The following is a 12,208-nucleotide window of genomic DNA, read 5'->3' on the forward strand; positions in this document are numbered from 1 at the left end:
ACTCTGGCGAATGTTGCACGCAAAGATTTAGCGTGTCAATGACGCGTTCTGTAAATGTTCTGGATGACGCGCTGATCTCTCACATAGTCGGCTAAGGTTTCTGTGATGACCTTGCGCCCGCAGAATGCCGTGAGAAGCATCCTTCTGTTCATTGCTATTCCCGCTTTTTCTCTGTTTGCCCTTAAAACGAGATACACCGAAAAGGAAAGAATATGGCCGATGTTGCCACATTGGGAGTTGGGGTCGACACGTCCAACTTGCGCGCCGCGACGAGCTATTTAGATGCTTGGGCTGCAACTGCAATGCGAACAGAGAAAGCGATCGGAGCCGCTGCGCGCGCAATGGGTGTCTTGAGTGACAATAGTCGTTTGAGTGGCAGCTCGATTTCCAAAATAGGCGCAGGAATTGTTGATCTTGGGACAGCATTTGCAAAAACAATTGGGAAGTCCACTCAGCTAGTAGTTTCACTGAAAGCGGTACAAGAGCATGCCAATGGCGTCGGCAAGGCATCCAATATGGTGCCGTCAAATTCGGCGAATTTCGAATCTCTCCGCGGTGGCGCAAGCCTCAAGTTTATGCTTGATCAATCGTCCCAAACGGGACAGCCCCTCCTTAAGACAGATGAGCAGAAAGGCGCTGAACTTCTTAGTGGGTTCTTGAAAGAAAGTGCAGGCTTCATTCCCAGGAAGGACATGAAGATTGGGTCTCAAATTGTATCCAGCTTTCTGGACGGTGAGATCGATAAAACTGTCTATAATAGGCTACTGAAGTTTCAGGCTGAAACAGATAACCGATACACGTACGCTAAAAAAAGATATGAAGACTCCGGCGATGAAATTCCACAATATAAGGATGATCTTAGAATAGCGCGTGAAAAGAAAAGATTGTCTGATATAATTATCACTCCACGGATAGATATAAATAAAAAGTATGATAATATTGAAGATTCTTTAAGATTATTTAGTGGAAAATACAAAGATTTCGATAGCTATGCTTCGGTTTTTACTAAAGATCCATTTGGCATTAGACCAGATGGACCTTTCGACAAGATCGCAATTTCGTACAATGAAATGAAAAATGCTCTGGCGAAGAGCGACTTAACGAAGGCGCATGTTGATCGTGTAAACCAAAGTTTCGATGAGGCATTAAGCAAACCTGAAAACGCGGAGTTCGTACCTCGACTCCGGGCGATGCAAGACGCATTTCGCAGTCCCAGTAATCAGATGATTGCGGAATTGGAGTCGATAGGCCGACTGCGAGAGCAAGCGCAGAATGCCCTGAGTGTCATGGTGAAACAGTCTTCAACTGACGGAAGCGCTGCCAGCCAGCGCGGGCCGAATGCAAGCAGCTTGAGTGGCGCGAATAATCAAAGTGGAAATGGCGGCGTTGTTCCCTCAGTTAATAGTTCGATGCCTAAGAACTTTTGGGACCAAATCATCGCCTCTACGGGTCTGGTAGCGCCAAATATTTCCGGAGCATTGAAGGGATTTACTTCTCTAACAGCTGTTACAGATCGTTTCTCCTTTGGCCAATTTAGGTCGGCAATAACAGATGCAAATGCCGAAATAGACGCGCAACAAAGATTGGACCGGAGTTTTCGAGAAACCGCTAAATCCCGTCAAGCCAACATTGAACAGACCAAACTCGGAACTCAGACCTCCGCTCAATCCGCCACCGCGACAGACAATGTGAAGTCGAAGGTTGTCACGCTGAAGCAAAGTCAGGACGAGCTTCAGAAAAGCTGCGCCGTGCAGTTGGCGCAAATGCCGCAATTGACCAAGGCGGCCAACGACCAGGCTGATGCCTATCGGCGTGTCGCTGAGGCGCAGTCGCTGCAGAAGCTTTCGGGCGATATCCAGTTCCAGCAGGAGCAGATGGGCCGCTCGACCATCGATCAGACGGTCGCCTCGACACAGAAGCAATATGGCCTGCCGGTCGATATGAATTCGGCCTCGGCCAATATCATTCGCTACAATGAACAGCTGAAATATGCCCGCGAGCTAGCCGGCGATTTCGCCTCGACGCTGGTCAGCGGCTTGCGCAATGGCGAGGGTCTCTGGAAGTCTATGGGGAAGGCCGCGATTTCCGTGCTCACCAAGATTTCCGACAGGTTGCTGAACGATGTGCTCAACAGCCTGTTCAAGGTCAACAGTGCTACCGCAGGCGGCGGGCTGTTCGGTGGCGGTAGCATCCTTGGCGGGCTCTTCGGCGGAGGCGGCGGGTTGGATCTCGGCATTCTCGCGCGATCGCCGCAGGCGGCGGCCGTCGCGAGCGGTATTCCCGGCCTTTGGGCCGATGGCGGTTATACCGGCCCCGGCGGCAAGCATGAGCCGGCCGGCATCGTTCATGCCGGCGAGATCGTCTGGAGCCAGAAGGATATTGCCCGGGCCGGCGGCGTCGGCGTCGTCGAGGCGATGCGGCTTGGCCGGCGCGGTTATGCCGATGGCGGCGTGGTCGGCGAGGGCGGGCCGCAATTGCTGCGGGCGCAGCCGGATGCCGCCGTTCCCGTCCGTCGCCTCCGGGCTGACAATCAGAACGATGCCTCCGGCTCCGCTTCCGGCGTGCATGTCACTGTCGGCGTTTCCGTCGATGAGGACGGCAATCTGAAAGCCTATGTGAAGAATGTCGCGCAATCTGAAGCGCAGAGTTCGACGCGGCAGGGGCTGAGTGATTTCAATCAGCAGCTTCCCGATCGCGTCGCGCAGATCAACCGCAATCCCCGGAGGCGCTGATGGCCGTTTCCTATCCCTACAGCCTGTCGGCCTTTGCCGATCTTCTGAAGATCTCCAGCATCGTCTGGGACATCCAGCGCAATGACGAGCTTTCCGGCTCCGGCGATGGCCGGGTCTGGCAGGCGGAGCTGGCGCCGCCGCTCTGGACTGGCACGGTGACGCTCTCCGACATGTACAATGCGGAGGCGAAACAGATCGCCGCCCGCATCCGCAAACTGCACGGCGCCCAGGAGGCGCTTTTTCTTTATGATCCGCTGTCGAAATATCCGCAGGCCGATCCTGACGGGACGAAGCTCGGCAGCGCTGCGGTCAGCGTCTCAGCGCTCGGGGCCGACAACGCCTCGCTGAGCCTCAAGGGCCTGCCGGCCGGTTATCGGCTGACCGTCGGCGATAAGATGCAGGTCGGCTATGGCGGCCGCTATGCCTTTCTCGAAATTTCGGAAACGGTAAGCGCCAGCGGGGAGGGGATCACACCCGTCTTCGGCGTCTTCCCGCATCTGCCGGCGGGCTTTGCCGCCGGTCTCGGCGTGACGCTGCTGCTGCCGGCCTGCAAATGCCTGGTCATGCCGGGCAGCCACAATCCCGGCACCGCGAGCGGCCCGATCACCACGGGCGCCACCTTCAAGATCATCCAAAAGAAATAGACGATGAAGAACATCACCTCCGCCTTCTTCGCGGCGCTGACCGGCGCGCGCGACAAGGGGCTTGTGCCCCGTCGTTTCGTCTGGATCACCGGCAAGGATCTCGCCAACGGCGCGCCGGCCTCGATCGGCCTCTGGACCGGCGACGACGACATAAACATCACCGTTACCTCCGGCGTCACCGGTCTGCCGGAGGCGCGGACCTATTATGGCGGCCTTAATCTGCAGGTAAGCCCGATCCCGCGCACGGCGGATCTCACGATCCAGACCGTGACCATCACCATAGGCCAGATCGCGCCAGCCGTGCAGCAGCTCGTGCGCGGCTACGACCTGCGGCTGGCGCCGATCGAAATCCACGACATGTCGTTCGATACCGGCACGCGCCTGCCGAGTGCCGCGCCGGAAATCGCCTTTCTCGGCGTTGCCGACGGCGCGCCGGTGAAGACGCCGGCCGTCGGGCAGGATGGCGATATCGAGATTTCAGCCATCTCCGCCGCCATCGCCATGTTGGAGCGGACCAATCCGGCCAAATCCTCCTATGAAGGCCAGAAGCGCCGCAGCGGCGATGAATTCGGCCTTTATTCCAGCACCGTCGCCAATTGGCAGATCCCCTGGGGGCAGAAATGAACAGCGATCTTGTCAGGGTCAAGAACTGGCGTGCCTGCTTCGTCGACGAGATCGACCGGCTGAAGCGGACGCCCTTTGCCTGGGGCAGCCATGATTGCGGCCCGGGTCTTGCCGGCAATCTGGTGCTGGCGATCACCGGCGTCGATTGCGCCGCCCAGTTTCGCGGGGAGTATTCGACCGCTGCCGGCGCGCTGAAAACGATGAAGGCGGCGGGCTTCGACAATCTTGCCGATCTCGTTGCCAGCATGCTGCCGGAGATCCACCCAAGCAAAGCCGGCATCGGCGATATCGCCGCGGTCCCGCATGAAGGCCCCTTCGGCTACGCGCTCGGTGTCGTCAATGGCGAGCGCATCTTCGTGCTGCGCGAGACCGGGCTCGGCACGGTAGATCTGCTCGACGCCAAGCGGGCCTTCAAGGTCGGCTAATCCGGCCTCTCGATATCAATTTTATCTCTGACCGGTGACATTTCGGCGCGGCTCTGCCCGCGACGACCCTTTCCCATGCGCCAATCGAGGTCGTCCGATCCATGAAATATCTCATCCTGCTTCTGAACGTCCTCAGTTTCTTGCTGATGGCGGATGCGGCGCATGCCGAACCGATCAGCCTGGCGATCACCTCGATTGCGGGCTTCTTCAGCTCGATCGGCGCCATCGGCAAACTTGTATTGACCGTTGCCATCAATATCGGCCTGTCTCTGGTCGAAAAGGCGCTCGCGAAGAAGGATAAGCCCCAGCCAGCCGGAACGAAGCTCGAGATCAGCATGGGGGACGATCATGCGATGTCCTTCATCATCGGCAGCTACGCGACCGCCGGCAAGCGCAAATATGCCGGCACCTGGGGCGAGGACGGCAAGACGCCGAACGCCTATTTCACCGATGTCATCGAAATTGGCAGCCTTCCGAACCGCGCCGGCGAACGCGGCCTGACCAGCATCTGGATCGACGACCAGAAGGTCGGCGTGCTTTGGGAAGAGCCGCACCCCGATGGTCGCGGTTTCCCGGTTCTGCAATATCGCGTTAAGGGTAAGGACTATCTCTGGATCAAGTTCCTCGACGGCACACAGACGAGCCCCGATCCTTTCCTGATGGCAAAGTTTGGCTCCCATGCCGAACGACCCTGGAAACCGACCATGATCGGTCGCGGCTGCCAGGTCGTCATCCTCACCTCGCGCTATAATACTGACCTTTTCAAGGGCGTACCTGCCGGCCTTTTCGAGCCGCACCCGCTGCCGCTCTACGATGTCCGCAAGGATTCCTCCGTCGGCGGCAACGGTGCGCATCGCTGGGCCGATCCTTCGACGTGGGAGCCTAGCACCAACCCGGCTGTGATGACCTACAACCTTGCCCGTGGTGTCTACTACGGGTCAGAATGGGTCTATGGCGGCCAGAACATCGGCGCCTTCTGCCTGCCGGCGGCGAACTGGATGGCAGCGGCGAATGCCTGCGACGCGTCCGTCCAGCTCGACGGCGGTGGCAGCGAGCCAGCTTTCCGTGCCGGCTACGATATCCAATGCGATCAGGAGCCCCTCGATGCCATTTCCGAGCTGCTGAAGGGCTGCAACGGCCGCATCGCGGAAGTCGGCGGCATCTTCAAGATGCTTGTGGGAACGCCCGGCGCGGCGGTCTATTCTTTCACGGATGACGATATCATCGTTACCGAGGAGCAGGACTTCCAGCCGTTTCCTTCGCTGTCCGCGACTTATAACGCCATCGAGGCAACATATCCCGAGCCCGCGGAAAAATGGGCGACCAAGGATGCTCCGGGCCGCTATAATGCCGATCTTGAGGCGCAGGACGGCAATCGCCGTCTGCCGGCGCAAGTCCAACTGCTTGCCGTACCCTTCGCCAACCAGGTGCAGCGCGTCGGCCTGGCGATGATCCAGGATTACCGGCGCTTCCGCGTGCATCAGGTGTCGCTGCCGCCGGACGCCTATCCCCTGGAGCCGAACGACGTCGTTTCCTGGTCGTCGGTTCGCAACGGCTATGAGGAGAAGAAGTTTCTCGTCGTCAAAGTCGAGCCGCAGCCCAATTTCCTGATCGTCGTCACGCTGAAGGAAGTTGACCCGGCCGACTACGACTGGCATCCAGGCCTGCAGTTGCCGACTGCTATCGGATGGCTCGGCCCTATCACGCCGCCGTCGCAGCCGATGATAGGCTGGACCGTCGAACCCTCGACGATCAAGGATGCGGGCGGCATCGATCGCCGCCCGGCAATCAAGATCAGCTGCGCACCGGATCTCGATGACGTCGCTAGCGTTTGGGTGCAGGTGCGACTCAAAGAAACCGGCGACGTTGTCTTCGACAGCGACAGCAACCCGTATGCCTCGCCATATTCATGGATCATCTCCGGAAACTGGATGATCTCCAATACCGATTATGAGGCGCGCGGCCGGTATCTTCCGAAGTCGAACCGGGCAACGGATTGGTCGGCCTGGCTGACGGTGAAGACGCCGAACGTCCTCATTCAGACGGCCGATGTTCTCGATGGGGCGATCATCCAATCGAAGATCGCCGATGCTGCCGTCTCGGCCGCGAAGATCATGGATCAGGCGGTTTCCAATCTGAAGCTGGCCGATCAGGCGGTCTCGACGGCCAAGCTGCAGGTCGCGGCGGTCACGGCCGACGTGTTGGCGAGCGGCGCGGTGATCTCCACCAAGCTTGCCGATGGCGCGGTGACCGCCGCCAAGCTCGCCCAGGGCGCGGTGGACGCGACCAGTCTCGCCAGCAGCATCAAGGCCGTCGAAGTCGTTTCCAGTCTGCCGACGACCGGCAATGTCGAAGCCCGGCAGGTGTTCCTGACGACGGACGGCAAGCTTTATCGCTATCACAACGGCGCGTGGACTGCCGCCGTTGCTGCGATCGATATCAATGGCACCTTGAACAGCGCGCAGATCGCCGATAGCGCCATCACGATCGACAAGCTCGCCGCCAATGCCGTGGACGCGACGAAATTCGCTTCGGGTATCCGGCCGGTAGAGATCGTGGCGAGCCTGCCAACGACGGGCAATGTCGAGGGCCGCACGGTCTATCTGACGACCGACGACAAGCTCTATCGCTACACCGGCAGCGCCTGGACGGCGGCGACGGCTGCCGGCGATATCGCCGGGCAGATCGTCGGAACGCAGATCTCCGATGGAGCGATTTCGACTCCTAAGCTTGCGGCAGGTTCGGTTACCGCCAATGCACTCGCAGCCGGCGCTGTGACGGCCGACAAGATTGCCGCCAATAGCATCGCGGCCGGTCAGATCGCGGCCGGCGCGATCGGTGCGCAACAGATCGCCGCGAAAGCCATCACTGTTGATAAGCTCCTTGTCGGCAGCTTCGACAACCTAATCGATCTCGGTTTCAGCTCAGGCTCAATGGTGGCGTGGGCCACTTTCGGACAGCAAGCTTATTATCTGGAAACCGGCAATAGCGTGATGCAAGGCACATGGATCGTTGCATGCGATGCCCGAGACCAACTGCGTTTGGGCGCACCGCTTCTGAAGGTAGCACCCGGCGAAACCTATAATCTATCCGTGTGGTTCTATAACACTGACACGGCAAATGACGCCTATATGGGCGCATGGCTCAAAGATCAGTCCGGTAACAGCGCGCCGCCTGGTTGGATGGCAATCGGTAACTCGAACTCCGCCAAGAATGCCTGGACCTATCTCTCCACGAATTTCACTATTCCGGCAGGTGTTTATCAGCTCCAGCCCACGTTCAGCGTAAATAAGACAGCGGCCAACGGAAAAAACTGCATTTGGGGCAAACCCGGCCTGCGCCGCGCCGCCAGCGCCGAGTTGATTGTTGATGGAGCGGTGACGGCAGCCAAGATCGCAGCCGGTTCGGTTTCGACCGACAAGCTTGCGGTCGGCTCCGGCAAGAACCTCCTCCAAAATGCCAGCTTCACGATGGGACTGGATTGCTGGGGAGTTATCTATACCAGCGGAACGATACCGGGATTGTCGTTTGCCATTCGACCACCGGGCCAACCTTGGTCCGGCGCGAACAACCCGACGCTGATGCTTTATCAGGCCAGCGGTCCCACCGGCTTCTATACGGATGTTCAATGGAAGCGCCCTGATGGCAACGGTCTGCCGGGCTCGCTGCCATACGCTGTGCCCTGTGCGCCTGGAGAATGGCTCGAACTAACCGCCTATATTTCCGCGCATCGCTGCAAGGTGGAGATGCGGATACAATGGGTGCGCGCTGATGGCTCTGTCACGGGTTATACAGGCCCTGCGATAAATGATGGTGTCGCCGGAAGCAGCACCAATCCGGACCTCTGGCTTCGGCTACGCGTGGCAGGCGCAGCTCCGGCCGACGCTGTTGCTGCCGCTCTTCATCTGCGCAAGCTCGACACCTACAACGGCCAGACGGACAGCTACATGTTCGTCAACAAACCGATGCTTTGCCGCATCCCGGCAGCGGCGACGGAAGCGACACCGTGGAGCGATGGCGGTATCGTCCTGATCACAGGTGGCGGGATCATCGCGAACGCTGTCACGGCCGACAAGATTGCCGCAAATGCCGTGACTGCCGGCAAGATCGCCGCCAATTCGGTTACGGCAGGCACGATCGCGGCCGCCGCTGTCTCGGCCGCACAGATCGCGGCCGGTGCCATCACGGCCGATAAGCTCGCGGTCGGGTCCATCTCCAGCCAGGCGCTCGCCGTTGGCAGCGGTGGCAACTATCTTTCAAACTCGGATCTGTCTGCGGGCCTGACCGGATGGGCTCCGGAATATTCGAACGAGGCCGCCAGCTTCCGATTGAGCCTGCGCACCGATACCTACGCCCCTATCCCCGGCGCGATCGAGATCTATCAGGGCAATGGCAATCAGGGTGTCGAGTACGGTGTCAGGTCCGTCAATGCGGATGGCAGCGGTCAGACGTTCGCCGTCAAACCGGGCGCTTGGTACGAGCTGTCCGTCTATTACTTCGGCCATCGCTGCAATGGCGTGCAGCCCTATCTTGGGGTTTTCGACGCTGCCGGCAACCTCATCAGCTACCCGTCATGGGGCATCTTTCCGGCCGCTCAGAATTTCGATCCGCAAAAGAACCTTGCCAATTATCAGCGTTTCTGGGGCAAGGTTCAGATGCCGGCGAACGCAGCCAGGGTCATCGTCTTCTTCCGGATGAAGGGAACGATTGCCGGTCAGAACGACAGCTATCTTTGGCTGACGCGCATGTACTTCGGCGAGGCCAATCCCAATCAGACCGAGGCGACACCGTGGAGCGACGGCGGCGTCACGATGATCGCGGGCGGCAATATTGTCTCTAACGCTGTCACGGCCGATAAGATCGCGGCGAACGCGGTGACGGCTGGCAAGATCGCCGCGAACGCGGTCACGGCCGGTACGATCGCGGCCGGGGCAGTCACCGCAACCACGATCGCGGGTGGCTCGATTACCGGTGACAAGATTGCAGCCAACACGATTGGCGCGGGCCAGATCGCGGCAAATGCCATTACCGCCAAGCAGCTCGTCATGACCGACTTTTCCAATATTGCCGATAATGGCTGGCAGACCGGGACGTTAGACGGCTGGACCGTTCAAAACCAACAGGCCTTCTATCTTGATACGACCTCCGGCGATGCGGCCGGCTGGATGCTGCAATCGCTCGGCCGCGACTGCGCGCGCTCCAACTTCATCACCGTAACAGCTGGCGAAGTCTATGCCTTCGATGTCTGGGTCTATAATACTGACCCTAACGGTGCGAATATTTATGCCGCAGTCCAGACGCCTTCCGGCACGTGGAGTTTCGCCGCCGTAACGGGCACCACCGTTAAGAACGGATGGGTGCGTCTACAGGGCCGCTACACAGTGCCGAGCGGCTATACCAAGCTTGCGATGCTCCTGCAGGTGGAGAAGACGGCCGGAACCGGTGGCTCGTGCTACTGGTCGAAGCCGGTGATGCGCCGTGCCGTCTCGGCCGAGCTGATCGTGGATGGTGCGATCACCGCCAACAAGATTGCCGCGAATGCCATAACCGCAGGGCAGATTGCCACCGGAGCGATCACCACCGACAAGCTGATCCTCGGCGGCATCACCTATGACAGGATCGCGGGCGGCGCTTGTACCGCCATTGGATGGGGCAAGGTTACTGGCACGCAAAACGTCGGGCCGGATTCAGTCGTCAATTTGGTGAGCTGCACGGTCTACGTGGAAGGGGATGGCCGCGTCACGATCGACTTCATGTCGATTGCTCAGATAAACCAGAACGGCAACAGCGCGAACGCGCAGGATGTTGGTGTCAATATCTTGCGGGACGGCGCGCTGCTGTTTCAGCAGGTCTACTTCTTGCCCAACGTCAAGACAGTGGTCACGACTGGCGGCGGCAGCAACGGTTCGACCACGCAAACGGCATGGACGGCCGGCCACATCGCCATTTCCGGCTTCTACGACACGCCTGGCGGCGGCAATCACACTTATACCATTCAGATCAACAACCCCCGCAATACGGTCGGCTGGAACGAATCCAACATCACGGCCACGGCCTTCAAGAGGTGAGACATGGAACACGATCCGCTGCCAGAACAGCAGACCATACCCTTCGATCCCATCGTCCATTGCATCGTCTTTGATGCGAGCGGCCGGATCAGGCAGAGTAGCGCTTGTGCCCGGAGCCTGCTCAAGGTTCACGCCGCACACTTCGGCGAAGGCTTTGCCGCCATGGAGGTGTCGGAAGAGCAATTCGGTCGCGATATCGACGCGAAAGCCTATGTGCTCGACGGCGTCATCATGCCCAAGACGACTGCGCTCGATGACACCGAATATACCATTCAAGCCGATGGTGTGAACCGGGTGCGCTTTGCCGTACCGGCCGGCACCTCGGTCCTACACGCCGGCGAGATCGTCGCGATCGAGGACGATGTCTTCGAGTTCACGACGGATGCTCGCAGCGACCACCATTTCTCCTTCATTGCCCCAGCAGCCTTTCACGATTTCAAGGTGACCATCCATGCTGTTTAACGTGCCCGCAGATCTCACGCTGGAGCGCATCCAGGCGCAAACCGACATTGACCGACAGGTCAGACTGGCGCGGATGCTCTTCATCAGCGTTATTCCCGGTCAGGAAGCGGTCTATGCGCTGAAGCTTCGAGAGGCCGAGCTGATCGCTGCCGATCCGCGCCAGGGCGGCAGCGTACCCGAGAGCGAAACGCCACATATCACGGCCGAAGCAGCCGAGGATGGCGTTAGCCGCTTTGAAAAGGCCGTCGAAATTCTAACGCGAGACCAGCACTGGAAAGTTGGCTCGCAGATGATCGAGGCCTTGCGCCGATCGGCGAAAGCCGCTCTTGCCGCCGCCAAAACCGCTCCCGAAATCCGCGCCGCCGCCGAAATCGATTGGCGGGCCGTGCGCGCCTTTGCCCAAGCTTAAACAAGAGGAAGGACTGCCATGTATCGCATAGACAGTATGTATGAACCGATGGTCGAAGCGCTGCTTGCAGCTCGATCGGAGAACAAGATCGACCGCTGGATGGCCTGCGTTGCCTTCTGGCTCGGCCGGCAGCAGATCTACAATGTTCCGGACTACTGGCTCGCGCTCGCTGCCAAGATCACCACCGGACTGAATGCCGCCGACAAGAGTGCCATCCTTGACCAGTTGAGCAACAAAGAGGCCGCGCTCGTCAGCTCGGCCGTCGATTGGCCCGAGACGCCGGGTAGCCTTCTGGCGATCGTCGCCGGCTGGTCCCCCGAGCCGGCTCCGGTCGATCTCTACGCTTATGCTGCATCCAAGCGCTATGCAGTGGAAACGGGCGGCATCGTGCTCAATGGCATGCGGGTCATGACCGATCGGGCCAGCCAGTCGCTGATTACCGGAGCCTACAACTATGTGCAGGCGAATCCGGACGTACTGGTGAAATTCAAAACGTCAGCCGGCTTTATCGAGCTGACAGCCGCGCAGATGACAACGATTGCAAATGCTGTCGGTGCGCACGTCCAGGCGGCATTTGCGGCCGAAAGCGATGTGAACGTCCAAATCATTGACGGCATGATCACCACCAAGGCTGGGGTCGATGCATTCGCATGGCCATCCGATGCCCGTCAGAGCGCAAATACCTGAGGGGGTTAAGCTTTAATTCGGGTTAAAGCCCCCGCGAGGAAAATGAATTATTTTGTCCAAGGGATAGGGTAGGGCCGAGATCACCGCCAACACGGTAGATAGGCTAATTTATTACCTTCGCTGAATAACCAATAATATGCACGTAAAAGATGTCATG

General features: G+C 59.1%; 8 protein-coding genes. All 8 read left to right on the forward strand.

From position 1 onward, the window contains the following. Positions 1-212: 212 nt before the first annotated feature. Complete coding sequence (locus tag FHT73_RS02255) at positions 213-2,732, forward strand: hypothetical protein (RefSeq protein WP_183709590.1); 2,520 nt, start codon at positions 213-215, stop codon at positions 2,730-2,732. Next, entirely contained in the window at positions 2,732-3,376 is a 645-nt protein-coding gene (locus FHT73_RS02260; protein WP_183709592.1) for a hypothetical protein, read from the forward strand. The genes FHT73_RS02255 and FHT73_RS02260 overlap by 1 nt, the downstream gene beginning before the upstream one ends. A gap of 3 nt (positions 3,377-3,379) precedes the next feature. Continuing rightward, the gene (locus FHT73_RS02265) at positions 3,380-4,000 is read left to right on the forward strand and encodes a hypothetical protein (RefSeq protein WP_183709594.1); all 621 of its coding nucleotides are present in this window, start codon (positions 3,380-3,382) and stop codon (positions 3,998-4,000) included. Continuing rightward, positions 3,997-4,425 carry a hypothetical protein gene (locus FHT73_RS02270; RefSeq protein WP_183709596.1) on the forward strand — a complete coding sequence of 143 codons (429 nt, stop codon included), beginning with the start codon at positions 3,997-3,999 and terminating at the stop codon, positions 4,423-4,425. The genes FHT73_RS02265 and FHT73_RS02270 overlap by 4 nt, the downstream gene beginning before the upstream one ends. A 101-nt stretch (positions 4,426-4,526) precedes the next feature. After that, positions 4,527-10,493, forward strand: a complete 5,967-nt coding sequence (locus FHT73_RS02275; RefSeq protein ID WP_183709597.1) for a phage tail protein — start codon at positions 4,527-4,529, stop codon at positions 10,491-10,493. Between the two features lie 3 nt (positions 10,494-10,496). Next, complete coding sequence (locus FHT73_RS02280) at positions 10,497-10,955, forward strand: hypothetical protein (protein WP_183709599.1); 459 nt, start codon at positions 10,497-10,499, stop codon at positions 10,953-10,955. Continuing rightward, positions 10,945-11,364, forward strand: coding sequence for a hypothetical protein (locus tag FHT73_RS02285; protein ID WP_183709601.1), 420 nt, complete (start codon positions 10,945-10,947; stop codon positions 11,362-11,364). The genes FHT73_RS02280 and FHT73_RS02285 overlap by 11 nt, the downstream gene beginning before the upstream one ends. 18 nt (positions 11,365-11,382) lie before the next feature. Then, on the forward strand, positions 11,383-12,051 hold the full coding sequence (locus FHT73_RS02290) for a DUF4376 domain-containing protein (RefSeq protein WP_183709603.1): 669 nt from the start codon (positions 11,383-11,385) through the stop codon (positions 12,049-12,051). Positions 12,052-12,208: the final 157 nt, after the last annotated feature.

Source organism: Rhizobium sp. BK098 (genome assembly GCF_014193155.1).
Lineage (GTDB): Bacteria > Pseudomonadota > Alphaproteobacteria > Rhizobiales > Rhizobiaceae > Rhizobium.

Excerpts from the sequence above, each read along its gene's own strand:
- FHT73_RS02255 (WP_183709590.1), top strand. The coding sequence starts at position 213 with ATGGCCGATGTTGCCACATTGGGAGTTGGGGTCGACACGTCCAACTTG.
- FHT73_RS02260 (WP_183709592.1), top strand. The coding sequence starts at position 2,732 with ATGGCCGTTTCCTATCCCTACAGCCTGTCGGCCTTTGCCGATCTTCTG.
- FHT73_RS02265 (WP_183709594.1), top strand. The coding sequence starts at position 3,380 with ATGAAGAACATCACCTCCGCCTTCTTCGCGGCGCTGACCGGCGCGCGC.
- FHT73_RS02270 (WP_183709596.1), top strand. The coding sequence starts at position 3,997 with ATGAACAGCGATCTTGTCAGGGTCAAGAACTGGCGTGCCTGCTTCGTC.
- FHT73_RS02275 (WP_183709597.1), top strand. The coding sequence starts at position 4,527 with ATGAAATATCTCATCCTGCTTCTGAACGTCCTCAGTTTCTTGCTGATG.
- FHT73_RS02280 (WP_183709599.1), top strand. The coding sequence starts at position 10,497 with ATGGAACACGATCCGCTGCCAGAACAGCAGACCATACCCTTCGATCCC.
- FHT73_RS02285 (WP_183709601.1), top strand. The coding sequence starts at position 10,945 with ATGCTGTTTAACGTGCCCGCAGATCTCACGCTGGAGCGCATCCAGGCG.
- FHT73_RS02290 (WP_183709603.1), top strand. The coding sequence starts at position 11,383 with ATGTATCGCATAGACAGTATGTATGAACCGATGGTCGAAGCGCTGCTT.